The organism is Rhodococcus sp. ARP2 (assembly GCF_001029585.1).
Taxonomy (GTDB): Bacteria; Actinomycetota; Actinomycetes; order Mycobacteriales; family Mycobacteriaceae; genus Rhodococcus_F; species Rhodococcus_F erythropolis.
On record NZ_LEKE01000054.1, the window covers coordinates 161388 to 186715 of the forward strand.

21 protein-coding genes and 1 pseudogene are annotated in these 25328 nt (G+C 62.3%); 8 read left to right on the forward strand and 14 right to left on the reverse strand.

The genetic code is table 11. The features are described from left to right. Positions 1 to 2: 2 nt before the first annotated feature. From ABX74_RS14270 to ABX74_RS14290, 5 genes are all read right to left on the reverse strand, one after another. The gene (locus ABX74_RS14270) at positions 3 to 1592 is read right to left on the reverse strand and encodes a multicopper oxidase family protein (RefSeq protein ID WP_047889047.1); all 1590 of its coding nucleotides are present in this window, start codon (positions 1590 to 1592) and stop codon (positions 3 to 5) included. After that, positions 1589 to 2908 (reverse strand): hypothetical protein, encoded by a 1320-nt coding sequence (locus tag ABX74_RS14275; protein ID WP_020909344.1) that lies wholly within the window; start codon positions 2906 to 2908, stop codon positions 1589 to 1591. The genes ABX74_RS14270 and ABX74_RS14275 overlap by 4 nt, the downstream gene beginning before the upstream one ends. After that, positions 2905 to 3576: a methylamine dehydrogenase light chain gene (locus tag ABX74_RS14280; RefSeq protein ID WP_029256402.1), complete on the reverse strand. Its 672-nt coding sequence runs from the start codon at positions 3574 to 3576 to the stop codon at positions 2905 to 2907. The genes ABX74_RS14275 and ABX74_RS14280 overlap by 4 nt, the downstream gene beginning before the upstream one ends. A gap of 75 nt (positions 3577 to 3651) precedes the next feature. Continuing rightward, positions 3652 to 4260, reverse strand: coding sequence for a redoxin domain-containing protein (locus tag ABX74_RS14285; protein WP_020909342.1), 609 nt, complete (start codon positions 4258 to 4260; stop codon positions 3652 to 3654). 43 nt (positions 4261 to 4303) lie between these two features. Further along, entirely contained in the window at positions 4304 to 4894 is a 591-nt protein-coding gene (locus ABX74_RS14290; protein WP_041815327.1) for a MauE/DoxX family redox-associated membrane protein, read from the reverse strand. Between the two features lie 348 nt (positions 4895 to 5242). Between ABX74_RS14290 and ABX74_RS14295 the strand changes: the two genes are divergently transcribed. After that, positions 5243 to 6781 carry an APC family permease gene (locus ABX74_RS14295; protein WP_020909340.1) on the forward strand — a complete coding sequence of 513 codons (1539 nt, stop codon included), beginning with the start codon at positions 5243 to 5245 and terminating at the stop codon, positions 6779 to 6781. Next, positions 6778 to 7563 carry an IclR family transcriptional regulator gene (locus ABX74_RS14300; protein ID WP_020909339.1) on the forward strand — a complete coding sequence of 262 codons (786 nt, stop codon included), beginning with the start codon at positions 6778 to 6780 and terminating at the stop codon, positions 7561 to 7563. Before ABX74_RS14295 ends, ABX74_RS14300 begins: the two co-directional genes overlap by 4 nt. 2 nt (positions 7564 to 7565) lie before the next feature. On the opposite strand, the gene ABX74_RS14305 is transcribed toward ABX74_RS14300, so the two are convergent. From ABX74_RS14305 to ABX74_RS14320, 4 genes are read right to left on the reverse strand one after another with little or no spacing between them, the layout of a single operon-like run. Continuing rightward, on the reverse strand, positions 7566 to 8888 hold the full coding sequence (locus tag ABX74_RS14305; protein ID WP_020909338.1) for a bifunctional adenosylcobinamide kinase/adenosylcobinamide-phosphate guanylyltransferase: 1323 nt from the start codon (positions 8886 to 8888) through the stop codon (positions 7566 to 7568). Then, positions 8888 to 9676, reverse strand: coding sequence for an ABC transporter ATP-binding protein (locus tag ABX74_RS14310; RefSeq protein ID WP_020909337.1), 789 nt, complete (start codon positions 9674 to 9676; stop codon positions 8888 to 8890). Before ABX74_RS14310 ends, ABX74_RS14305 begins: the two co-directional genes overlap by 1 nt. After that, positions 9673 to 10707 carry a FecCD family ABC transporter permease gene (locus ABX74_RS14315; RefSeq protein ID WP_019745569.1) on the reverse strand — a complete coding sequence of 345 codons (1035 nt, stop codon included), beginning with the start codon at positions 10705 to 10707 and terminating at the stop codon, positions 9673 to 9675. The genes ABX74_RS14310 and ABX74_RS14315 overlap by 4 nt, the downstream gene beginning before the upstream one ends. Before the next feature lie 7 nt (positions 10708 to 10714). Further along, positions 10715 to 11674, reverse strand: coding sequence for an ABC transporter substrate-binding protein (locus tag ABX74_RS14320; RefSeq protein ID WP_020970983.1), 960 nt, complete (start codon positions 11672 to 11674; stop codon positions 10715 to 10717). 308 nt (positions 11675 to 11982) lie between these two features. Here ABX74_RS14320 and ABX74_RS14325 point away from each other — a divergent pair, with 308 nt between their 5' ends. Genes ABX74_RS14325 through ABX74_RS14335 form a run of 3 tightly spaced genes read left to right on the forward strand, consistent with a single transcriptional unit; the run spans position 11983 to position 14332 of the window. Then, positions 11983 to 12399 carry a GntR family transcriptional regulator gene (locus ABX74_RS14325; RefSeq protein ID WP_007729675.1) on the forward strand — a complete coding sequence of 139 codons (417 nt, stop codon included), beginning with the start codon at positions 11983 to 11985 and terminating at the stop codon, positions 12397 to 12399. Further along, the gene (locus ABX74_RS14330) at positions 12396 to 13265 is read left to right on the forward strand and encodes an ABC transporter ATP-binding protein (RefSeq protein WP_047889048.1); all 870 of its coding nucleotides are present in this window, start codon (positions 12396 to 12398) and stop codon (positions 13263 to 13265) included. The genes ABX74_RS14325 and ABX74_RS14330 overlap by 4 nt, the downstream gene beginning before the upstream one ends. Beyond that, the gene (locus tag ABX74_RS14335; RefSeq protein ID WP_047889049.1) at positions 13262 to 14332 is read left to right on the forward strand and encodes a hypothetical protein; all 1071 of its coding nucleotides are present in this window, start codon (positions 13262 to 13264) and stop codon (positions 14330 to 14332) included. Before ABX74_RS14330 ends, ABX74_RS14335 begins: the two co-directional genes overlap by 4 nt. Before the next feature lies 1 nt (position 14333). Here ABX74_RS14335 and ABX74_RS14340 read toward each other — a convergent pair whose 3' ends face one another. After that, positions 14334 to 14975 (reverse strand): DUF4232 domain-containing protein, encoded by a 642-nt coding sequence (locus ABX74_RS14340; protein WP_047889050.1) that lies wholly within the window; start codon positions 14973 to 14975, stop codon positions 14334 to 14336. A 191-nt stretch (positions 14976 to 15166) separates the two neighbouring features. Here ABX74_RS14340 and ABX74_RS14345 point away from each other — a divergent pair, with 191 nt between their 5' ends. Together ABX74_RS14345 and ABX74_RS14350 are read left to right on the forward strand one after the other, a co-directional pair. Further along, positions 15167 to 16012 carry an alpha/beta hydrolase gene (locus ABX74_RS14345; RefSeq protein ID WP_047889051.1) on the forward strand — a complete coding sequence of 282 codons (846 nt, stop codon included), beginning with the start codon at positions 15167 to 15169 and terminating at the stop codon, positions 16010 to 16012. Between the two features lie 24 nt (positions 16013 to 16036). Then, positions 16037 to 17110 carry a VIT1/CCC1 transporter family protein gene (locus ABX74_RS14350; RefSeq protein WP_047889052.1) on the forward strand — a complete coding sequence of 358 codons (1074 nt, stop codon included), beginning with the start codon at positions 16037 to 16039 and terminating at the stop codon, positions 17108 to 17110. An 8-nt stretch (positions 17111 to 17118) separates the two neighbouring features. Here the strand turns inward: ABX74_RS14350 and ABX74_RS14355 are convergent, their stop codons facing one another. After that, the gene (locus ABX74_RS14355; RefSeq protein WP_047889053.1) at positions 17119 to 18951 is read right to left on the reverse strand and encodes an APC family permease; all 1833 of its coding nucleotides are present in this window, start codon (positions 18949 to 18951) and stop codon (positions 17119 to 17121) included. 94 nt (positions 18952 to 19045) lie between these two features. Further along, entirely contained in the window at positions 19046 to 20257 is a 1212-nt protein-coding gene (locus ABX74_RS14360) for a DUF2254 family protein (RefSeq protein WP_019745558.1), read from the reverse strand. Between the two features lie 117 nt (positions 20258 to 20374). Here ABX74_RS14360 and ABX74_RS14365 point away from each other — a divergent pair. After that, a pseudogene (locus tag ABX74_RS14365) lies at positions 20375 to 22741 on the forward strand (arylsulfatase). Between the two features lie 193 nt (positions 22742 to 22934). Here ABX74_RS14365 and ABX74_RS14370 read toward each other — a convergent pair. After that, on the reverse strand, positions 22935 to 24590 hold the full coding sequence (locus ABX74_RS14370; RefSeq protein ID WP_019745556.1) for an FAD-binding dehydrogenase: 1656 nt from the start codon (positions 24588 to 24590) through the stop codon (positions 22935 to 22937). After that, on the reverse strand, positions 24587 to 25252 hold the full coding sequence (locus tag ABX74_RS14375) for a TetR/AcrR family transcriptional regulator (RefSeq protein ID WP_020909325.1): 666 nt from the start codon (positions 25250 to 25252) through the stop codon (positions 24587 to 24589). Before ABX74_RS14375 ends, ABX74_RS14370 begins: the two co-directional genes overlap by 4 nt. Between the last annotated feature and the right edge of the window lie 76 nt (positions 25253 to 25328).

Here is a 25328-nt window from a genome sequence, read left to right on the forward strand (position 1 = left end):
TGTCAGCGGACGTAACGCAGATTTGCCGTCATGCCGGCCTCGAAGTGGTAGGCGTTGTGGCAGTGGAACATCCACTCGCCGGGATTGTCGGCGTCGAACTCGATGGCAAGCTCGGTGCCGGGTAGGACGTTGACGGTGTCGCGGCGAAGTCCGCCGTAATCCGGTACCGCAAACGTGTGGCCGTGGGTGTGCATGGGGTGCCACATCGTGGACGTGTTCTTCATCGTGATCCGGACCCGTTCGCCCTGTTTCATGACGAGCTTGCCCGCATCGGCTCCCGCCATTCCCCAGACGTACCGATTGCCGGCCTGGATCAATTCGATGTGGTAGTCGCGATCAGGCGACTTCGTCTCGAGCCGTGCGGATTCCGTGGGCCGGAGTTCGCTTTCGGTGACCAGTCGGCCGGCCAGTTCCGAGAGGTTTCCGCCCACATCCGGATTCGCCAGCGCCAACGCGTCGGTGCTGCGTAGGACGGTCGACGCATAACCATCTCGGCCCTCGACCTTCGCCACCACCGGCCATGTTCCCGACTTCACCGTCACCAGTACGTCGTAGCGTTGGGCCATTCCGACGATGATGGTGTCGGCGGGAGTTGGTTCCACGTCGTAGCCATCGGTAGCGACGATTGTCATCTCGTGACCGGCCACCGCAAACCGGTACGGAGTTTCGGCCGCTGCGTTGATGATTCGCAGTCGAAGGGTCGAACCGGGCGCTGCAGTGACGACAGCAGGATCGTTGGGTGGCCGCCCGTTGATCAAGTGCAGTGGATACGCGATGTGTTGAGTCATCCCGCCGAGTGGTTCGGAAGAACCGTGTCCGCCGCTCACCAACTGTTGCGCGACGGACATGTCGGCTTCCGAGTGTTCCGCCGGAGTCGTTGCCCCACCGCCGTGTCCGCCGTGCCCGCCCGAAATTGCCGGGTTCAGGGCCATCAGGACGGAATCCGGTGTGGTACCCAATCCGTCGAGCCAGTCGTCGAGCACCAGAACGGCATCGGCGTCGGCCCCGGTGATGTCGTTCGGATCCTCGACGATCATGGCGCCGAAGAGCCCCCGATCGGCTTGTAATCCGCTGTGCGAGTGGTACCAGTACGTTCCCGGATCCGGTGCGATGAAGTTGTACTCGAAACTCGAACCGGCGCCGATGGGGGCCTGCGTGGTGGGTGCCGCGCCGTCCATGTCGTTGCGGATTCGAATTCCGTGCCAGTGCAGTGTTGTTTCGGCATCGAGGCCGTTCTGGACGCTGACGTTCACCCGGTCACCGGACTTCAGTCGAAGTTCCGGAGCCACCGCAGCGCCTCCGTACGTCCACGTGTCCACGAGGCGTCCGCCAAGATCTACCGTCGAGAATCCGGCGGCAAGGGCAAACGCAGCGGTGGTCCCGTTCCAGGCTCGCGCCGATTCTGCGGCGGCAACTTCGGGGTCGGCGGGCAGGATGTAGTCGAGATCGGTTGTGGGCGTCGGAGATGCTGCAGTGGAACTGCATCCGGCAATTGTCCCCATTGCGCCGAGCCCGAGTGCTCCGGCGCCGAGTGCTCCCAAACTCAGGAAGCGGCGCCGGCCCATCACCACACCGGATCCGGGACGACTCATCGGAGTACTTCTGGTGTGATCAACCCGCTGACATCACCGACGTTGCCCGAGACATCGACGGAACTGACCTGCTCGCCGGTGCTCGCGTTGTAACCCACGATCTTCTGCGGAGCGGAGCCTTCGACCTCAGGTCCCGAACCGAGCACGTAGAACGTGGCGCCGTCGACGGAAAAGGTCATGCTCTTGATGTCTGTCAAGCCGAGGTCTGCCAGCGTCAAGCTCTTCACCGGGGCGAAGGTCGTTGCGTCGGACAAGTCGATCTTGACCAGTGAGCCTCCCCGAGCAGAGTCCGGATGAATAGCCGTGTCCGTGTACGCGATTGCGAGCCGGGTTGCGTCGGCATTGATGACGTTCTCCGAGAATCGACCGGAGTCCTGCCCGGCGTTTCCGATCGGCTTGACACCTTCCTGAGGCAGTCCGTTGGAGAAGTCGAAGACGTACACATCGCCGTTCTCACTGACCAGCAAGGCTTTATTCGCTTCCGATGCCCACGTGACCTTGCGGGTGGAGACAAAATCCTCGGGTAGGACCTTGCTTCGGGCGGTTTCCTTCGGAACACCGTCGTCACCGATCGTGACGTGCAGCAGTTCCCGGGTGTCCTCGCAGACGCTGTACAGCTCGTGATCGACCATCCACGTGAACGGACCGCAGCCGACTATCTGGAGTGCACCGGTCGCTTCCTTCTTCTCGAGGTCGACCACTCTGATGCCGTACAAACCGTCGTCCCACGTGACGAAGAACTTGCCGTCGGACGTCACGGCGTTCGAGCCGGGACGGGAATGTACGCGTGCGACGTCCGGAAGCATGACCTCGGCTGGTTCCAGCAGGTTTCCGGAGTAGGTGCTGACCGTGAAATCTGCTGCGCCGCGTGAACCTCGGGGGCGCCACACCTCGGCAGCGAGCACCGCAGGATCCTCGGCGGAATCCCCGACGAATCCGTGAATGACCGGATCCCAGATACCCGGGCCGACGGTGATTCGGCTCTCGGCCACACCGGTTTTCGGATCGATGACGTTGACGCTGAGCTCGAGTTGGCCGAATCCACCTTCGACGCCCAGCAAGCGGTCAGCTGCGATCGGGGTGATCGAACCGACGTGCAATGGCTCGGGAATGGTATCGCCGATTTCCTGGTCGTCGTGACCGAGGGAGATCCCCTCGCCCGGAGCAGTGAACGGAACTGTCGGATAGGTGACATCGCCTGCGCTGGAAGGTTCGTCGTTGTCGGACGAACTGCAACCGGCCAGCGCGAGTACGACGGTGAGTGGGATGACGGCAACGGCGGGGCGCGCCAGTTTTCGGGTTCGCGAACTGCTCATGATCCGGCACCGACCTTGGGGCGCTCGGCCGGTCGAGTCTGGCAGTCCTCACCGATGATGGGCGCCATCGTGCAGGTGTATGCCTGAGACTCGTCGGAGACACACCAGATGATTTCCTGGTCGTAGCTTCCGGAGACCGGGTTGTACATCACGGCCTGCATGTCCGGTTCGCCGCAGAATGCGTTGGAACACGAAGGTGCACCGCAGCAGTCGTAGTAGGCGATCAGATAGGTCTTGCCGGTATCAGGGTTGGTGCAGCATCCGACCCAGAACTCTGCGCCGGGCTTGCTGCCGGGGGCGCAGGTGGTGACACCGCCGCCGTTGCATGCGGCACAGGACGTTCCGTCCATGTTGCACCAGCGCCAGTACTCGCACTCGGCCGGATCTTTACCGTCGTAGACAGGGACAAGAGGTTCGGGGCCAGGTGCCGGCGCAGGAACCTCGGGCTCTTGGGCGAAGGCACTACGTGTCACAGGAAGTGTGCTGATCAGCGCCACTCCTGACACACCCATGGTCCACTTGCCGATCCGACTGATCATGGAGCGCCGCGAAACTCGTTCGGAGAGTTTGCGTCCGGTTCGACTGGTGAGCGAACCGCCCTGGCCCGCCATCCATTCGGCCTGGGCCTGAACTGTCGCCTCGTCGACGGGATATCGATTCTCCGTCATGTTGTGCTGCGGGAATTCATTGTCGTCCAACGATTTTCTCCTGATTCGTGAAGAGGATCGAACTGTGCAGGAAGATCAGGCCGCGCTGCCGGATTTCGCCTGGGCATGAAGGTGCTGGAGTGAGGGAGTGCCGGATTCGAGCGCATTGAGCAGGCTTTCCACCTGAGCCATGTGATTGCACAGGCCCTTTCCTCGGATCTTGCCGTGCTCGTCGAGAATCACGCCGTACGGAGTGGTGCCCACCTGGTACGCGATACCGACGTCTCGAGCGTCGATGTAACTGAGCTCGGAACCGATCCCGCTGCCGGCCAGGAACTCGCGATGCTCTTCGGGTGTTCCGTCGGAGATGATGATCACGTCGAGATCCGATTCGGCTCGGGCCATTGCCCTTACGCCGGGAAGAAGGCTCTTGCACGTCGAGCAACTCGGAGCGGTGAACAGCAGGAGTTGCGGCTTGTCGCGGTGACCACCGACTCCGACGGTCCGTCCGTCCTGATCGATGAGACCGGCAAACGACGGGCCGGCCTGTTCGACCTTGGGCCCGGTATCCATCATCCGGGCACCGAGAGGTCCGAGACGTACTTGTACGCGGCCGATTTCACGAGCCAGAGCAAGAACCATCAAGAACAGTACGGCTACGGCGATCACCAGGATCACTGTCGCGACAAGGAGGAAAGTGGTCATCGTGGTAGTCCTGCCTTCGAGTTTTCAGTGGTGGGGATGTGAGTCACGAGCCGTACCGGGACGCGGTTTCGGCGGTTCGGAGGCGGATGGAGGCGCTCGACAGGTAGTCGTCGACCGGGCGTCGTCCGAGGTGGACCACCGAACGAATCTGTGCGAGAGCAACTCCCGCCAGAACGAGGAGGAATCCGAAGGTCGCCGCCACGACCTGGACGCCGATCTCAGCCTGTCCGGCGGTGACCGACAGTGCCACAGCGATCACCGCGAGTGTTCCGGCGCGAACGGCGTGGAACCATCCGATACGCGGAATCTCGCCGACTCCGAATGCAAAACATCCGCAGTCCAGATCGCGTCGCCCACGCAGGAGGTTGATCGTGAGGCCCGTGAAGAACGACGCGAACATGATGGCAGCAACCAAGGCGGCGAGGCGATGGGCCACGCCGAGAACCAGAAGGATGCCTACGACGGTTTCCGCGACGGGAAGGATGCGAGCGATCGGTACTTCGAGTCGCACAGGCAACACTTTGTATCCGCGCACCGAACGAAGGACCCCGTCGTGGTCGTTCAGCTTGGGAATGCCGGCGAGCAGGAGAACAAATCCGATGATCGTCGAAGTGGTGGCGCTGACCAAGTCCATGCTTCCTCCGTTCCTCTCGGGTAGTGCCGGTGGTGTGTGGGACACATCCTGTACGGGCGATGCTGCGAACCCGCGTCGACCGCGCTACGCCTGGACGAGGTGCAACTGAGAGAGCAGTTGTCGTGTGAGAATCGGAGAACTAGCAGGTCAAGGTGCTCCCGGAGGGGACGGATACCGTCGGCCGCCCTTGATCCGGCATGACGCTGGGTGGGAAACAGAGTCGGATTCTCACTTGAAAGTTCTGTGCGCGCCATCGTGGAAACTGCGCGGAAACATAAGCGGACTAACTTGACCGAATTCTGACAATTCGCTCGTAGGTTCGGGCCTGGACGCGACGGACGGTGACACATGGCCGTGAGTGCGGCACTGCGTGCAGCGATCACGCGAGCGCAGAATGCGGATCAACACAGTGAGCCCGTGTTCTCCCCGCTCCGTGGTCTCGGACGAGGACGTTTGACCCCGATCGACCTGTTGGGGCAATCACTCTCCACGATCGCTCCGGCAACGGGAATGGTGTTCATCGCCCTGTGGATGATCACCTACAGTCCCGGCTACGTCGGGTTGGCTGCGATTGCTGCGACAACTTCGGCGGTGTTTCTCGTTGCGTTCTGCATCACTCAATTCACGCGGAGACTGGCCGCAGCAGGATCGTTGTACAGCTTCGTCTTCCAAGGCTCCGGTATCCGGGCGACACTGACGGCGGGCGCCGCACTGGTACTCGGGTATCTCGGAATCTCGGTTTCGGTTTTCTCGCAGGCGGTTCCGAGTCTGCTCGATACCATCGCCATTGTCGGCCCCGACGTGCGAGGAACTGCCGCGACGGTGATCACGACGGTGGCGATTGCCCTGGCCGTCGCGTGGATTGCAGTGCGCGGCGTCCGGTTCGCCACCCGAGCGATCCTGGTCGTCGAAGCGTGCTCGTTGATTCTCATCGTCGTGGTCATGCTGGCGACGCACAGTGACACGACAACTGCTGTTGCCCTGCCGAATCCGTCGCTGAGTGCAGTTCCGTTTCTCGCGATGCTGACGGTGCTCAGCATGGCGGGCTTCGAAAGTTCGGCCTTCTTCGGCCCGGAAGCGAAGCGACCACTCATCAGCGTCACACGCACGGTTCTCATTTCGCCGATCATCTGCGGGGTCCTCTTCGTTTTTGCGGCCTGGGCGGCGATGACCGGCCACGGCGCGACGATCGTCGGAGCGTACTTCGAGGGAACGGCATCCGGGGCCAGCGCGGAGGTGGTTCTGGCAGTCAAGATCGGAATGACGTGTTCCTGGTTCGCATCCACTCTCGGTTGTGCGCAGGCGGGTTCGCGGTTGTTGTACTCGATGGGGATCGAACGGGTACTGCCTGCGCCGCTCGCTCGCGTGCACAGACGGTTCCGCACCCCGTACGTTGCGGTACTTGCGTTCGTCGCGGTAAGTGCGGCAGGCGTATTCATCTATTCGGATACGGTTCGCGACGATTCGGGATCCTTCGACGGCGTGGTGGAGACCGCGTTGGTCTGCGCTTACACGCTGGTGGCCTTTGCTTCGTGGAAGTTCTTGCGCCGAATCGGGGAACATACGTCGCTGACCCGGATATGCACCCTGTCCGTGAGTACCGCCGGTGCTGGTCTACTGGTCTACATCGTTCTCGACGGTGCGGTTCACGGGATGTGGGCACTGCCGATCGCTGCTCTTGCTGTTGCGGTGTCGGGGACAGTGTGGAGTTCATTGCTTCGAAGAGCCAGACCGGAAAGCCTTCTGATGGTCGGCGCTTTCGACAGCGTCGAGACGGCGGACCTGTTGCCCGGTGCTGGCACTCTGCTGATCGACGGTGACGGGCGAAGGCGACTCGTTCCGGATCGTGGGACCGCCGAGGGTGACTCGCCGGAGCATGGGCGGTGACCGCGGACCGTGCAACCGCTGGTCCACGATCAGGCAAACAGATCGGCGACGAGACCCACTTCAGTGGACAACAACCGCGTGCGGTTCAGAAGGCGCTGGGGATGCTCGAGGCGGTGGCTCATCTGGGACCGGGAACAACCGCGAAGGAGATCGCCACTTTTGCAGGCGTTCCATCGGCCACGGCGTACCGGATGCTGAATCTGCTGGTGGCGGAGGGCTTTCTCGTGCGGGTGCCGGACCTGTCAGGGTTCGCGTTGGGGCGTCGGACTGCCGAGCTCTCGCATGCGGCGTCGTCGAGTGGTCCGGCGCCGACGCTGCACGAGCGCGTCGAGGACATGCGGACACACACGAGGTTCGGATTGCACGTCGCGTCATTCGCCGGTGGGCGCTTGCGGTTCGTCGACAAGGATCCGGATCACGAGATCATCGGAATAGCGGCACTGGCCAAGAACCTTCACGCGAATGCGCTGGGGAAGGTTCTGTTGGCGCACGACGAGCGGTTGCTTTCGGGTTTGGAACTTCGCCGGGTCACGGAGTTCACCCTCGGTGATTTCGATGCGTTGTATGAGCAGCTGAGGTCTGTTCGCCTGCAGGGTTTTGCATTCGAGAACCAGGAATGCCGCCTGGGTCGATCCGCGGTGGCAGTACCGGTTCGAGATCACGCAGACCAGGTGGCAGGCGGGTTGTGTGTTCAGGGAGCGAGCGGGCGAGTGACGGATGAGGATCGAGAGTTGGTCGGTTTTCTACTCGATTGTGCGCGTCAGCTCACCGGATTGCTCTGACGTCACACGCGCAGGCTCAGTGGGAGTCCGGCGGTCATCAGGACCACGGACTCCGATTCACTGGCGATGCGGCTGTTCACCAGACCGAGTAGATCGCGGAACAGCCTCCCGGACTTCGTGTCCGGGACGACGCCGCTTCCCACTTCGTTCGTGACGGCGACAATCGGAACCGGACAGGCGGTCCAGGCGTCGGCCAACCGGTCGATATCTGCGTGGACGGCGCTGAGATCTTCTGTCGCCCACGCCTGATGTCGGTCCAGACGTGCGGTCAACCACGTGCCGAGGCAATCGAGCAGGATCGGTGTTGTTGCGGCCGCGAAAATCTCGGTCACGTCGGAGGTCTCTACCGTCGTCCACGTCGACGGCCTCCGCGCGCGATGCGACGCAATTCGTTCGATCCAGTCGGGATCGTCGTCCTGCGGATCCCCGGTGGCGATGTACGTGACGTGCCGGTAGCCGGCAAGCAGGCCCTCCGCGTAAGTGGACTTGCCCGAGCGGGCGCCACCGGTGACCAGAGTTCGATGGCTCTGTCCTACCCCGATCTCGAGCACAGCTCCATCCGGAACCGCTCGCGCCCCTGACACACGAAGTGCTTCCGAGAGTTCGTTTTCGACGGGGTTGTGGTGCCCGAGGTGTACGGCGACCACATCGGTTCGATCGGTGATCGCGTCGCAGTTGCGGAGCCGCAACACCGTCTCCGCGAAACTCGACAGATCGTGGTGCCCGGTGCCGTGGTCGGTCTTGTAGCCGAAGGTCTCTTCGAGAAAGACGGCGTCGAAACGGGCGTCGGCAAGTGCGTCGACAGTGGATTCGGGCAGAGGCCCGGTGTCGGTGGCCCAGAAGATTCGGGTTCCGGATGCGTCGGTGATGTCGTAGAGAAGGGTGGGTACTTCGTGCGCGGCTTCGAGTGCGCGAACACGATAGGTGCCCAACATGATCGACTGGCCGGTCTCGAGCGGTGTGAAGGTCACCGGGTCATCCGGGCCCACCCAGTCTCGGCAGAGAGCGAGCGCGTCGGGTGGTCCGAGAACCTGTAGTGGTTCGGTGCGCGAGGCCCAGGACCGGAACAGCAATGCCATCGGGCCGAGGTGATCGGGATGAGAGTGCGTCAACAGGATGTGTTCCACGTGTGCCAGCGTGCGACCGAATCGCGACGCGGCACGCGGTACTTCCGGACCACAGTCCAACAGGATTCTGTTGTCCACCAGGGCAGCAGTGTGCCCGCGGATGGTTTCACGCGACAGGGCGGCCAGGCAGGAAGGGCAAGTGCAGAACGGGTTCGGCCAACCGTCGGCAGCACCGGTGCCGAGCATCACCAATTCCATCAGCGGGTGCCTTCCTGCCGAATCGGAACAACAATGGGACCGCTGGGCCGGTCCAGGATTTCGACCCGGGCGCCGTACACGCGGCCGAGGAGGTCTGCCTCCAGCACCGCTGAGGGAGTGCCGTCGGCAACCACGCTGCCCTTGTCCAGCAGCACGATTCGTCGACCGTACTGACCCGCGAGAGTGAGGTCGTGCATCGCGGCGATGACCGTGATGTTGTCCGCCTCACGCAGTTCCTCCACCAAGTCGAGAACCTGCTGCTGGTGACCGATGTCGAGCGCGCTGGTGGGTTCGTCCAGGAGCAGTACCTGAGGTTCTTGAGCCAATGCCCGAGCCAGGACCACGCGCTGCAATTCGCCGCCGGAAAGTTCGGTGGCTCGTCGATCTGCGAACTCGGTGAGGTCGAGCCTCTCGATCACCGAAGAGATCACCGAACGGTCAGTAGCGGTTTCGGTTCCGAAGCGTCGTAGATAGGGAGTGCGGCCGAGCGCAACCAGTTCCTTAACCGTTGAGCCCTCGGGTACTACCGGACGCTGAGGCATCAACGCGACTACGGCGGACATCGCCTTGCGGCTGGAATTGCGAGGACTCAGTCCCCCGACCGAGAGCTCACCGGTAGACGGAATCAATCCAGCGAGGGCATGCATCAAGGTTGTCTTGCCGGCGCCGTTCGGCCCGACCACGGCAACCCAATCGCCGGGTGCCACATCGAGATCGATGCCGTCGACGACGTCTTTGCCGCCGAGGTTGACTCGGAGGTCGCGGCACCGCACTGCGCTGTCGGTCATGCCGAGACCCGGCTGCGGCGCAGAACCAGAAGGAAGAACGGAGCGCCGATCATCGCGGTCACAACCCCGATGGGGAGTTCGGCCGGTGCCATGACCGTGCGGGCGGCAACGTCGGTGAGGACGAGAAACGCCGCTCCGAGCATGAGTGACAGGGGGAGAAGCAGTCGATGCGACGGGCCGACGACCAGTCGAACCGCATGGGGAACAACGATTCCGACAAAGCCGATGAGTCCACTTGCACTCACGACCGCCGCCGTTCCCAGAGTTGCGGCGAGCACCAGTACCAGGCGTGATCTGGCCGGGTCGACGCCGAGGCTGGCGGCTTCGACGTCACCTACGGCCATCACGTCGAGTACGCGTCGGTGTACCAGGATGACGGCAGATGCCAGCGCGACGTACGGCAGGACAACCAGAACTTCCGACCAACCGTCGGTGGATAGTCCGCCGAGCAGCCAGGAATAGACCTCGCGGAGTGAATCGTCGAACCGCTGCTGGACAAAAGTCTGCGCTGCATTCGTGAACGCCGCGACTGCGACACCGGCGAGGATGATGACTACCGCGTTCTGCGGCCCGCCAATGCTGCGGCCGAGCGAATAAGTTGCGAACACGGCCAGCACACCACCGACGAAGGCGGCCATGGGAATTCCGAACATGCCCAGCGCTCCACCCGAAACGATGGCGAGGGTTGCGCCCAGTCCGGCTCCGCTGGAAACGCCGAGGAGATACGGATCTGCCAAGGGATTTCGGAACACGCCCTGGTAGGCGGCACCGGCAACGGCCAACATTGCTCCGACCAACGCGCCCAGTACTACTCGCGGAAGCCGGATCTGCCAGAGAATCGCCTGCTGTGTCGCGGTGAGACCGGAATCGAGGTGGATGCCGGGTATTCCGTCCAGAAGTTCGAGAATGGTTCGATCAGGCGTCAAACCGGCCGGCCCCACCAGAACACCGATCAGCAAGGCAGCGCACAGAATCAGCGCGGCGCCGAGCAGAACGGCGGTCCGATGTTGGGAGATACCGGCTTTGATCATCGAGTGCTCAGGCCGCGGGAACTTGGGCAACGATGGCCGCGACGGCCTTCACCTGATCGGCGACACGAGGTCCCCAGCGGCTGGAGAGGTCTTCGTCGAGCACATGGATCTGGTTGCCGGTAACCGCTTTCATGCCGCTCCACCCGGGTCGGGCGGCGACGGATTCTGCTGTCACTCCGCAGCATTGGGAGTCTGCGAGAAAGATGAGATCGGGATTGGCCTGCACCACGAATTCGGCGGACAGCTGCGGATAGTCGCCCTGCCCCGCGGCGTCGGCGATGCTCTTCATTCCGAACAGCGAGTAGATCTGCCCGACGAAGCTCGAACTCGTGACGGTGTAGAGCGAGGAGTCGAGTTCGTGGAAGTACGTCAGCGGCTGTTGGCGCGCAGGAACACTGGCGACAGCGGCGTCGATGTCCGAGCGCATGGTGTCGACAACTTCGGTGCCCTTGTCCTCGTGGCCGGTGGCCTTCGCGACGCGCTCGATCTGGGCGTAGACGTCGTCGATGCTTGTGGCTGCCGGTAGCAGGAGTGTCGGCACCTTCGCCTTTTGCAGCCCGGAGACAAGATCGTTCATGTCATCCGATGCGATCACCAGATCCGGTGCGTAGCCGAGGATGGCTTCGACGTTCGGTTGAAAGCCCGAGAGATCGGTGACCGGGATACCGGCCGGGTAGTCGGACTGATTGTCGACGGCCTTCACCTGATCGCCCGCGCCGACGGCCCACAGGGTCTCGGTGGCGCTGGGACTGAGTGACACGATCGACTGCGGACGTGACTCGATGGTGATGTCCGTGCCGGAATCCGTGGGACCGGAAACAACAGTCACCGGGAACGAGCCGTCCGAGGCGGCTGTGGTTGCGGGTGCATCGGACGTCGAGCTACTGCAGGCACCGGCAAGCAGTGCGGTGCTCACCGTCAGTGCTGCAAGTACAGATCTGAATCTACGTGTCGGCCGAGTACTCACAGCCACCCCTCCGCTAGTGGTGAAGGGTCGCGAGCAGCGCGGCCGCGAGGCGAAGCGCCACGAGCGGTCCTTCGTCCGAGAACCATCGTGTCGCCACGAGGCCGGTGACCTGACTCGTTCGCCTCGAGTAGTGACGGGCGAATTCACAGTTGCGTCGACAGTGCCGGGGTTTCACCGAACTTCACACGAGCAGCGTGGCACCCCGGTGAACCGGGGCATCTGCACTTTACAGGGGTCGTCTGGCTTGACCCGGGAGGTCAAGGCAGGGTAAATATCTATTCCACTAATGAACTAGTGAAAGGGTTCGGATGATCGACTTCCGTATCGACCGCCGATCCGGCATTCCCACTTACGTGCAATTGGTCCTTCAGGTGAAGCAGGCGCTCAGGCTCGGTGATCTCCAAGTCGGGGATCGGCTGCCCACAGCCAAGGACGTCGTGGGAGCGCTCGCGATCAACCCGAACACAGTCCTGAAGGCCTACAAGGAACTCGAGCGCGACGGACTTGTTGCCCCGAGGCCCGGATTGGGCACGTTCGTCGTGAAGTCCCTGGCCAAGCCCGGTATGGCGGAAAGCTCTGCGCTACGTCGTGAGTTGGCGCGTTGGGTTGCAGATGCCGTGGCCGCCGGACTCGAGCGCACGGACATCGAAGCATTGGTGAGTTTGGAGCTCGAGAAGACGTTCATCGAATCGGATCCGTCCGGAAAGCAGGGGGAGACATCATGACTGCGCAAGAATCGGCACTGACGATGCAGGACGTGGACAAGCGCTTCGGCAAGAAGAAGGTGCTCGACGCCTGCACTTTCGAGGTCGCAACGGGAAGCATCACTGCCCTGGTCGGGGTGAACGGAGCGGGCAAGTCCACTCTGATGTCCTTGGCGGTCGGGTTGACGATGCCTGACCACGGTTCGATCTCCGTCCTGGGCAGCACGCCGGATCAGGACGGCATCTGCCCAGGCCTGTCGTACCTCGCTCAGCACAAGCCGCTGTATCCCAAATTCACTGTTGCAGAACTTCTTCGATTCGGCGCATACACCAACGACGAGTGGGATGCGAAGTACGCTCTGGATCTGGTGGAGCGCGCTGGGATTGCTCTCGGTGCAAAGGCGAAGACTCTGTCACCAGGTCAACGAACAAGGGTTGCACTGGCTTTGGCGCTCGGGCGCAGACCGCAGTTGCTTCTTCTCGACGAGCCCTTGGCGGATCTTGATCCCGTGGCGCGGCGGTCCGTCGCGACCACTCTGCTCGAAGACGTTGCCGAGTACGGCACCACGGTTCTGTTGTCGTCACACATCGTCTCCGAATTGGCAGACGTCTCGGATCGACTTCTTCTGCTGGGCGGCGGAAACGCGAGATTGTCCGGTCCGTTGGATGAATTGATCGCTGCCCATTACGTATTGATCGGGGACGGCGATCCTTCGGACGTGGTCGGCGCCGGTGCGGTCATTCATACCGACAAGGGGATGCGGTCGAATTCTCATGTGGTGGAGGGAGTCCGTCCGAGCCCTCGGGCCGGCTGGGTGATCGACGACGCAACTCTCGACGACGTGGTGCTCGGGCACCTGAGCGCAGAAACGATGGTGGCGGCATGATCTGGGTTACGTGGCGGCACCACCGGACATCGCTCGTTGTGTCGTTGGGATTCCTCGCGGCATTAGCAGTCATTGTCTTGTCGAGTGGTGCGATCATCAAGAGCGGCGGACAAGCCCAACTCTTCGGATCGCCTCTCAGTTGCTTCGATGACATCACCGCTATCTGCACGGCAGAGACTGCTCTCACCCTGACGACAGTGGTTGCGACGGCTCTGCCGGTGTTCCTCGGCGTGTTGATCGGTGTCACCGTGTTTTCGCGGGATATCGAACAGGGAACGCACGTATTGGGGCTTACTCAATCGGTCAGTCGGACTCGTTGGTTCTGGACCCGGGTGTTGATCGTCTTCCTGCCGATTTCTGTGGCTTCGGCATTGCTCGGATTTGCACTGCAATGGGCTCGATCTCTCCCGGACAACTCCCGGTATGCATTTGTTGCCGGGCGTTCGACTTTCGTCGAGATATCGAACCTGTCGTATCCGCTCTTTCAATCCAGCGGACTGGTCTTGGGTGCATACACATTCATGGCACTCATGCTCGGAGCAGCTCTGGCTTTGCTGGTGCGTAGTTCGATCGGCGCAATGGCGATCACGATGGTCGGTGTTGTTGCGATCCTGGCAGCATTTCAGTTGGTTGCACGACCCGATTACGCCGAGCCGAGTGTCCGAACGTCACCCGTCGCCGGATTCAGTTCCTACTATTCGAGCGATACCAGTATTCCCGCGGTCAATTGGGAACTCGCGCAGGGATATGTCGACCTCCGAGGTAACTGGGTCGACATCAAATACGACGAGTGCACGTGGGGTGGATCAGGCGGCGAGAACCCGTACGACCAGCGCCCGGAGGAGACCGGCGCCGAGTACAGCCTCCGCATGGATGTGCTCTCAGCGCATCAGAACAGAGAGATGGAGATCTGTTTGCGGGAACACGGCGTCGACCACTACGAAGTTCGCTACCACTCAGCTGATCGGTTCTGGCGTTTCCAGTTCACGGAAGCTGCACTCGTCCTGATCCTTTCGGGATTGTTCCTCCTCCCGGCGCTCTGGGGCCTACGACGCCTCAAGCCGTGACTCAGCGGGCGACCGGCGCGACCGTCAGCTGGTTGATGTTCGCGCCGGTCATCGAGCAACCCTTGGTGGGGTAGGCAAGGAAGACCGAGTCGTAGCTGTTGGGCGGGTAAACCCTCAGTCCCGCAACGTCAGTCACGCCGCACTGATCTGCCGGGTAGTTCTCGACGTTCGTAGCTCGCACCAAAGACGTTGCGGCAGAGCCAGGGGCAAGGGATACGAGTGAACCGGATCCGGAGCGGCCGGCTGCAGCACCCACTTCGCTTCCGGACGCTCCCGTGACATACGAGACGCCGGGGAAACCGTCGAGCGTGCACGTGCGGCCGCCCGTGTTGGTGAAGACCACCGGAAGCTCCACCGAACCGGCGGCGCCACTCGACTCTCCGAGGGTGACGTTCAGTTCCCCGATCGCGCAGCCTTCGGGATTGGGGGCCGTCGAGGTTGTGGTTTGGGTGTGATCGGTATGGGTCGTCGAAGGTGCGGCAGTACCGGTCTGGGTCGTCGGCGCAGAGGCGGTCGTGGTTGAGGCGGGTGCCGGTGAACTCTCGGCCGTTCCCGTTTCGTCCGAGCCGCAACCGCTGAGAAGGGCGAGAGCAGCAAGTGGAGCCGCCAACAAGCCGACGTTGCGCATGCGGTTGGGATTCATCGCTCTGTACTCCTCAAGTTGGTCGACAACTGGCTCCGGAACATCCGTGTCCGGTATATCCGAATCCGAGCCCGGATGTGCAGAAACGAATCAGGCTCGCCGGTGATCAGGACCTACTTCCCGGATGGATTGCCGCTGCGGATCTAGCATGAGAAATGACCTGTCCGGATCGCGACCACCGGGAGTAGCGCATGTTCACCTTCACCAGCGACGACGGAGTGGTCATTCATGTCCACGAATGGCCCACCGAGCAGGAACCTCGAGGGGTTGTTCAACTCGCGCACGGTATGGGTGAGCACGCAAAACGCTACGCACAGGTCGCCGAAGCCCTGAATGCTCGCGGTTTCCACGTCTACGCGGCGGACCACCGCGGCCACGGTGAGAGCATGCACGCCGGCCCAGGCAACATCGGCGACGACGGCTGGAACCGCTTGGTGGCAGACATGGTGACCCTCACGGGCATCATCCGCGACAAACACCCCGGCCTGCCCGTCGTACTGCTCAGCCACAGCCTCGGTTCGTTCGCTTCGCAGCAGTACATCCTCGATCATTCGCACCTGATCGACGCCGTCGCACTGTCGGGGACTACCGCGGTCGATCAACTGATCGAGAGCCTCGTCAACGACGGCCCGGACGTCCTCGCCCAGTTCAACGCGGAATTCGAACCGGCCCGTACTCCGCACGACTGGCTCAGCCGTGACGAAGCGCAGGTGGATTTGTACATCAACGATCCGCTGTGCGGTTTCAGCCTGGACGACGCAGGCATGGGCGGACTTATCGCAGCGGGACCGAGGTTCGTCGACGTCGAGGGTGTGCGACAAGACCTTCCGATCCTGGTCTTCGTCGGCACCTCGGATCCTCTCAACGCCGCGCTGAGCCGTACCGACGTCGCAGTCGAACGGTACAACTCGGCGGGGATCGAAGACGTCACCTATTACACCTATCCGGGCGCCAGGCACGAGATCTTCAACGAGACCAACCGCGACGACGTCATCAATGATCTGACGACGTGGATGGACCGCGTACTCGAAGCGTGACCGCCTCACCGGAAGGGGAACACGATGTCCACAGTTCCGGCCGCACGACCCGATCCAGACCCGCGAGATGTCAAGCGCTGGAGACGATACCTCGCCGACGAACAAGCCGAGGCCGCCGTCTACCGCGACCTCGCGAGTAGGCGCAGCGGCGAGGAACGCGAAATCCTTCTCGCCCTGGCCGACGCGGAGGGCCGACACGAGGCGCACTGGCGAGCGCTTCTCGGCGATCACGTCGGCAAACCACTACGCGGCGATATCCGCACTCGGATACTGGGCTTTCTGGCCAGGCGTTTCGGTTCCGTGTTCGTGCTCGCTCTTGCCCAGCGCGCGGAGACGCGATCCCCGTATCCGAACGACGCCGACGCGACCGCATCGATGGGCGCGGACGAGAAGATCCACGAAGAAGTGGTGCGAGCCTTGGCCACTCGGGGTCGGAACAGACTTTCGGGGACGTTTCGTGCCGCCGTCTTCGGAGCCAACGACGGCCTGGTCAGCAACCTCGCTCTCGTGCTCGGCATCAGTGGTAGCGGCGTCTCCAACCAAATCGTGCTCATCACCGGCATGGCCGGGCTTCTGGCCGGCGCCCTGTCGATGGGAGCCGGCGAGTACGTTTCCGTCCGCTCGCAGCGAGAGTTGTTGGAAGCGTCCAATCCTGGTCCCGCGGCCAGCGAAGCCGTCGGACTGCTCGACGTCGACGCCAACGAATTGGCGCTGGTCTACCGGGCCCGTGGCATGTCCGCCGAGGAAGCGGACCAGCGCGCCGCCGAGGTCCTCGCGAACAGCACCTTCGGCGTCGCTGACGTTGTCGACGACCATGAAGCCGTCGGAACCGGATTGGGCGCAGCGGCGGCAAGTTTCTGCTTCTTCGCCTCGGGCGCAATCATTCCGGTGTTGCCGTATCTGTTCGGCCTGGAAGGCATGACGGCCCTGATCGTCGCATCTGTTCTCGTGGGGATCGCGTTGCTGACCACCGGCGTTGTGGTCGGGTTGCTGTCGGGCGGGCCGCCGTTCAAGAGGGCCCTACGCCAACTTGCGATCGGCTATGGCGCTGCCGGCGCGACGTATCTGCTCGGCATGTTGTTCGGGACCTCGCTCTGAGCGTCTGCTCACGCGCGCAGGGCTGGATCGCGGTGAGCGGGATCGATCCGGACCGGAATTTGGCACACCACGGCCTCGGTGTGTTTGCGCAGTGCATGAGCGATCTCATCGGTCCGTTGGCTCGGGAGTATCCGATGCCATCTGGTCGCCGGGTCGATGGTGGCGACGACAACAAAGGTTTCCCGGTGGGGGAAGTGTGTGCGGATGTATCGAGCGAGGCTGTTCCCCACGGAATTCTCGGTGTCCTCGATGACGATCAAACGCGAATTCGGGTGTCGGGCTTGCCATCGGCGGGTGAAGTCCGTCGTCGATTCGTGGGCCAGGCAGACTCGAATTGCGATGGGCTGCGAAGACATTGCCGTTGCCGCGGCCATCGCGCGGGTGGAGAGCGACGTAATTTCGGACACGGGTACTAGGACCGCTGGTTTGTATCCGATAGACAGAGAATCGTTCTCACCCTGAACGGTTAACCGCGTACCGATATGTGTGTACGCACCGCGGATGCGTTCCATGCCGAGGACGAGCGCAGGGAGCGCGAGAGCGATCAGCCAGGCGCCCTCGGTGAACTTCATGGCGGTAGTCACCACTGCTGCGATCGAAGTCAACGCAGCCCCGAAACCGTTGAGCGCCAATCGCCACTTCCAGCCCGGTGTCCGTTCGGCGAGCCAGTGGCGCACCATGCCGAACTGCGCGAGCGTAAATCCGATGAACACACCGATGGCGAACAGCGGCACCAAGGTGTTCATGTTTCCGCCCGATCCGATGAGCAGGAGAGCACCGACGCCACCGAGCGACAAAACGCCGTACGTGAAGACGTCGCGCGTCGACTTCCGGCTGAAGCGGTGCGGGAGCACGTTGTCGTCGGCGAGGATTCGCATCAGGTTGGGAAGTCCGCCGTACGAGGTGTTCGCGGCCAACGCCAACAGAATCACGGTGGAGAATTGGACGACGTAGTAGCCCACACCATTTCCGAGGGCAGCGGAAGTGAGTTGCGACAGGACCGTTGTTCCAGGGACCGGTGCGAGTGAGAACTTCTCGATCAACACGGCAAGGCCGATCAGCATGGTGCCCAACAGGATTCCCAGAGCTACTTCGGCACGCTGAGCGCTACGCACGCGAGGCTTCTTGAAGCTGGGTACCGCGTTGGCGATGGCTTCGACTCCGGTCAATGCGGCGCAACCACTCGAAAAGGCTTTGAGCAGAAGGAGAATGCCGATCGTGTGTGCGTTGTCGACGACAAAGGGAGCCGTGGCGGCGGCAGGGTTTTCCCGAAGCAGTCCGGCACCGATCACCGTGAAGATGCTGACGACAAAAACCACGGTGGGCAACATGAATACCCGCGCGGAATCTGCGATGCCCCGCAGATTCAGTGCCGTGATGCCGCCGAGTATCGCCAGTGCGATCCAGACCGTATAGGGAAGAAGCGCAGGGAAGGCGGAGGTCAGAGCCGCGACACCGGCTGCGATCGACACCGCGACGTTGAGGGTGTAGTCGACGATCAACGATGCGGCGGCAGTCAGGCTTGCGCGAGGACTCAGATGCTTCTTTGCGACGGCGTATGCGCCACCGCCTTCGGGAAATGCGGCGATCACCTGGCGATACGACGCCACCAGGACCACAAGCAGCACGGCGATGGCGATCGTCACCGGCACGGTGAAGCCGATCCCCGCGCCGCCGGCGAGGGCCAACACCAACACGATGGCCTCTGGACCGTACGACACCGAGGCCATCGCGTCGAGCGACAGACCCGCCAGTCCGGTTGCGACGGAGAGCTTTTGCTTCTCAGGTTCGCCGCCGGCGCGGGTGGTCGACGATATGACTCCACGGTGTCCGAGTATCACTGCATGTCTCACCGAGTCAGTATCGATACTTCCCGTTGAGCTGAGACCGATCTTGACGATGCCTTGACGCGATCACCAACAAATCTGTACGGGTTCACAACGGCGGTTCGAGTCGCGGGAAGCCTTGTGACAGCTGATCAATCCAGCGGGCGCGCATGGCGAGAATATCGCGGTTCCGAGACTCCGATTGGGCGGCGACGTGCGAAAGTAGGTCGCGAAGTCGGCCCAGAACGAGTGGTGAGTTCGATGCCGAGGCTATGACGTCGTCCAGTCCGGTTCTGACGAAGGTCGTGAAGTCGGGTAGCGGAATCACCACACGCAGATCACCACGCTCGTCGACGACCCGGATCGAATCTGCGCGCACGGAGGCCACCAGAGAGAGGAGGTCTTCGATCTCGTCCAGAGCCTGCACGGCCGTCGCAGGATCGTTGATAGCGGGTGAGAGCGCTCTGAGCGCGATGTCAGCCAACAACCGAATCGCGAGTAGGGGGTCCTGGGTGAAGGTCCGCTCACTCCCACTGACCAAGGCGTCAAGGATCGTGTTGGCGGGCATGGGTCCGCCGTAGACGTCGGCGAGCGGCAATCCGTCTCGCAGCGTGCTACCCGGCGACACTCGGAGGACCACCATGGATCGGCAGTTCCGAGTGCTCTGCAGGAGATCTTCGACGAGGATCTGTTGCAGAACGGCCGGCGGTCGATGCCACTCGATAGTCGTGATCACCGGAAGTGTTGGTAGAGGAGGCAACTCCCGATCGGTGGTGGGGTACACGGCGGCGAAGACTGCTCGGCCACGACTCGAGATCGAGGTCAGTACAGGAGCCAACTGGATGGCCGAGAATGCGCGCAGCTGGAGCAGCCTGATCAGCGTCAGCGTGGCTAAGAGCGCCAGCACTGCGAGACTTGGCACGACCACGGACACATCCGTTTCGTTGCTGATGGCGAGCGCTGCCGTGATGTCGAAAACCGACTGGCCTATGGCGAAGGCAAACGTCCGCCACACGATGGGGTCGTCGCGGAACAACAACAAGCGAGGAGTGAAGGTGGTCGCGGCCCACTGGACGACGAGGAACAGTAGCGAGAAGATCACTGCGACTACACCCAGTAACCCCAGCCCGAGTGCAACGAGCATCTCGCTGACCTGACGGGCGGGAATCATTGGGCCGCTACGTAAATATGGCATCGCCAGTCCGGCAGCCAGTCCTACGACGACGCACAGGATCTGGGTCAGGCCGGCACGCACACGGCGCCGGGGGACGAGGAAGGCATGCCCGATCGGGGTGGGAGCGAAACGTCCGGGCTGATCCACCCTTCAAGCCTCCACGCTGCGGCAATGGTGCGCCTTCACCCGAAACGGATGATGTCGACGCCGTCGTGATCCTGAAACGCTTGAAAGAGCCATGTGAGAGACAGAAGGCGAGACGTCATGACGGATCCGACAGGCCAGAGCCGCGCTGTACTACCGATTCCGGATCGACAACATCTTGGTCTGGTGACGTACGACGCGAAGGATCCGGACACGGAGTTTCCGCCGATCACTCCGCTACTGCCGCCGGCCGGGGCACCCAATGTTCTGGTGGTCCTGTTGGACGACGTGGGATATGGCGCGAGCAGTGCCTTCGGCGGACCAGCGGACACACCGACTGCTGAGCGATTGCAAAGTAATGGGCTCACGTACACGCGGTTTCACACGACTGCGCTGTGTGCACCGACCCGCGCCGCACTGCTGAGTGGGCGCAACCACCATTCGGTCGGTATGGGCTCGGTCACCGAAACCGCGACCTCAGCTCCTGGACTTTCCGGTCTGCGCCCGAATACCAAAGCCGCACTGCCGATGACGTTGAAACTGAACGGATACTCGACGGCGCAGTTCGGCAAGTGTCACGAGGTACCGCCGTGGCAGACATCCCCGGTGGGGCCGTTCACATCGTGGCCGACGGGAGAAGGCGGATTCGAGCACTTCTACGGATTCATCGGCGGGGAGAACAACCAGTACTACCCGGCGCTGTACGAGGGTGTCGCGCCCGTGGAGGCGGACAAGACACCGGAGGAGGGTTATCACCTCACCGAGGACCTTGCCGACCACGCGATCGACTGGGTTCGGATGCAGAAGTCCTTGGCTCCGGACAAGCCGTTCTTCGTCTACTTTGCACCCGGCGCCACACATGCACCGCACCATGTTCCGAAGGAGTGGGCAGACAAGTACGAGGGCCGGTTCGCAGGAGGTTGGGATGCGCAACGCGAATCGATTCTCGAGCAGCAGAAGTAGCGGGGAGTCGTCCCCGCGGATGCGGTCCTCACCCCGCGCCCCGAGGCCATTCCGGCGTGGGAGGACATGAGTGAGGAGATGAAGCCTGTCCTCGAACGCCAAATGGAAGTTTATGCAGGGTTTCTCGAACACACCGATTTCCATGTCGGCCGGCTTGTCGATGCGATCGAGGAACTCGGAGCCCTCGACAACACCCTCGTGTACTACATCATCGGCGACAACGGAGCGTCTGCAGAGGGGACGATCAACGGAGCCTTCAACGAGATGGCCAACTTCAACGGACTCGCCGCCATCGAAACACCCGAGTTCATGGCGGAAGTGAAAGACAAGTTCGGTACCAAGGACGCGTACAACCACTACTCCGTAGGGTGGGCATGGGCAATGTGTACGCCGTACCAGTGGACGAAACAGGTTGCCTCGCATTGGGGTGGCACTCGCAACGGAACGATCGTGCACTGGCCGGCGGGGATTCGGACCAAGGGTGAGACGCGGTCGCAATTCACCCACGTCATCGACGTCGCACCAACGATCCTCGAGGTCGCGAAACTGCCGGAACCGACCTTCGTCAACGGCGTCCAACAATCACCGATCGAGGGGACCAGCATGGTCTACACCTTCGACGACGCCGAAGCCGCCGAACGTCACGATCTGCAGTACTTCGAGATGGCCGGCAATCGCGGTATCTATTACAAGGGTTGGAGTGCGGTCACCAGACACAGCACTCCGTGGCTGTTCGCGGAGGCACTCCCCGCTCTCGACGACGACGTGTGGGAGCTCTACGACGGGTCGCAGGATTGGACGCAGTCCAAGGATTTGGCGGCCGAGTTGCCGGAGAAACTCGCTGCACTGCAACGCTTGTGGTTGATCGAAGCAGTCAAGTACAACGTGCTTCCGATCGACGACCGAAGATTCGAGAGGTTCAACCCTCACATCGCGGGGCGTCCGCAGTTGGTGTCCGGGAACCGACAGGTTCTGTTTCCCGGAATGAAACGGCTGAGCGAGCACAGCGTGCTGAGTATCAAGAATCGATCGTTCAGTGTCACAGCAGCAGTCGACATCGCGGATGGCATTACTGCCAACGGTGTGATGATCGCGCAGGGCGGCAGGTTCGGCGGCTGGGCACTTTACGCGCGGGAAGGTCGCGCCAAATTCGTCTACAACCTGCTCGGCATGACCGAGTTCGTCGTCGGGTCCGACGTTGACATTCCGGCAGGATCACATCAGATCAGAGTTGAGTTCGCCTACGACGGCGGTGGTCTCGCGAGGGGCGGCGGTGTCACGATCTATCATGACGGTCGCGAGGTGGGCTCGGGTCGCGTCGAGCAGACCCAACCGATGGTCTTCTCCGCGGACGAGACCACCGACATCGGTGACGATTACGGCATGCCTGTCAGTGTCGACTACAGTGGCGCAACCACATTCAACGGCCGTATCGAGGTAGTGCAGATCGACGTCGGCGACGATGACCATACCCACCTGATCGACCCGGAGGAGGTGGCGCGAGTGGCGTTGTCCAGACAGTGATTCCACTGACAAGAGCAGCAGTCACAATCTCCTGAGGGAGGGTCGCAATGCCGACCGTCATCCGTACTGTTCACGATCTGGTCCGCCACGCGCGCGGGCCGTCGCACCATCACCACCATCAATCCATGCACGAGGCAAGGCGAATGCGCGCCCACCACATACTGGTCACGCATTCGCTCGCCTGATTTCGGGGCTACAGGTCGCGCGCCAGTGCTCGTCCGGCTGCGCGGCCCGAGAAGATGCAGCCACCGAGGAAGGTCCCTTCGAGCGCGCTGTAACCGTGGACTCCGCCGCCGCCGAAGCCGGCGACCTCACCGGCTGCGTACAGGCCGTCGAAGACACTGCCGTCGGCCTTGATGACCTGTGAATCCAGGTTGGTTTCCAAGCCGCCGAGGGTCTTGCGGGTGAGCAGGTGCAACCGGACCGCGATCAGTGGGCCGTTCTTGGGGTCCAGGATCTTGTGCGGTGCAACGACGCGCACGATCTTGTCTGCCAACAGATTACGAGCACCGTGGATAGCGGTGACCTGGAAGTCCTTGCTGTACTTGTTGTCGACTTCGCGGTCGCGGGCGATCATCTCGCGCTCGATGTCCTCGTAGTCGAGGAGCGGTTCGTCGGTGAGGGCGTTCATGCCGTCGACCAGATCACGAAGGTTGTTGCGCACCACGAAGTCTGCGCCCTTCTGCTTGAATGCCTCGACCGGTCCCGGCGCGCCCTTCTTGATTCGTTCGAGGAGGAGCTTGAAGTCGCGGTTGGTGAAGTCCGGGTTCTGTTCCGATCCCGAGAGTGCGAACTCCTTCTCGATGATCTTCTGGTCGAGGATGAACCACGTGTACTCGTGGCCGCTGTCGAGGATGTACTTGAAAGTTCCCATCGTGTCGAAGCCGGGGAAGTTGGGGACGGGCAGACGCTTGCCGGTGGCGTCGAACCACATCGAGGACGGTCCGGGGATGATTCGGATTCCGTGGTTGGGCCAGATGGGATTCCAGTTCTGGATGCCTTCGGTGTAGTGCCACATGCGGTCGCGGTTCACGATGTTTCCGCCCGCGGATTCGGTGATTTCGAGCATCCGTCCGTCGACGTGTGCAGGTACTCCCGTCAGCATGTGCTTCGGTGCCTTGCCGAGTCGCTCGGGCCAGTTCTTCTTCACCAGTTCGTAGTTGCCGCCGATTCCACCGGAGGTGACCACGACTGCCTGTGCGGCGAACTCGAATTCGCCGATGGGGGTGCGCGAACTCTTCACGCCGCGTAGATCACTGGAAGGTTCGAGGACGGTTCCGCGTACACCGGTGACCGCACCATCGGTGACGACGAGTTGATCGACTTGGTGGCGGTGCTTGAACGTGACCAGTCCGCGCTTCTGGGCGGCGATCACCTTGGTCAGGAAGACATCGACCACGCCGGGGCCGGTTCCCCAGGTGAGGTGGAATCGCGGTACCGAATTGCCGTGTCCAAGAGCCATTCCGCGGCCGCGTTCGGCCCAACCGACATTCGGCATCAGGCGAAGCCCCAGGTCGTGCAGGTACTGACGCTTGTCGCCGGCCGCGAACTCGACGTACGCCTTGGCCCACTGGCGAGGCCAGTGATCTTCGCGCTCACGGTCGAATCCGGCAGTGCCCATCCAGTCCTGCATTGCCAACTCGAGAGAGTCCTTGATGCCGAGTCGGCGTTGCTCGGGGCTGTTCACGAGGAAGAGTCCGCCGAGCGACCAGAATGCCTGCGCGCCGAGGTTGGCTGCGTTCTCCTGTTCCACGACAAGGACTTTGCGGCCGGCGCGTGTCAGTTCGTAGGTGGCGACCAGTCCCGCCAGCCCTGCCCCGACAACGATGACGTCAGCTTGTTCGCTCACGACAGCTCCTCTTTCGATTGGTTGTTCTGGATTATTTCGCTGTAGGACAGCAGGATTCGAGTGAAGATATCGCGGCGCAGTGCGAAGGCGGCGTTGGTGTCGGTGTCGACGAGACACTGCACGCTGGTGCCGTCGTGCACTGCGACCAATGCCCGTCCCAACGCAGTCGGGTCGCCGACGATTGTTCGCCCGACGTCGCTGAGTGCGGACTCCACAATGGGCAACAGGGTGCGAAGGATCGCGTCTTCACGGTCGGCAAGGGCTTTGCGAAGTGCCGGGTTGCGGAGCGCGTGGGCTGTGAATTCCGCGTTGATCCGGTACCACTGCGGGTCGACCGGAACCACCGCCACGATCCGGGCGACAGCGGCATGGATGTCGACGGTGTTGCCGGCGGTGATCGACTCCGTCGCCAACCGCAGATCGGCGAGCATAGCTGCAGATCGTTGCTCCCACATCGCGAAGAACAGTTCGTCGAGTGAATCGAAGTTGGAGTAGAACGCGCCTCGGGAGTAACCGCCGCGTTCGCAGATCTGCTCGACCGTGGCGTGCCCGAACCCCGATTCAGAGAAGGCGTCCGCAGCCGCGTCGAGCAGGCGCTGCCTGGTTTGACCACGGCGTTTGGTGACACGCTTGGCCGGCGAGTTGTCCGTTCCAGTCGTCATCGGCGCCTCCGTCGGGGTGGAACCCAAACGATACACCGATGTATCCGATGCGAAGACGTATCTCGATTAGATCTTC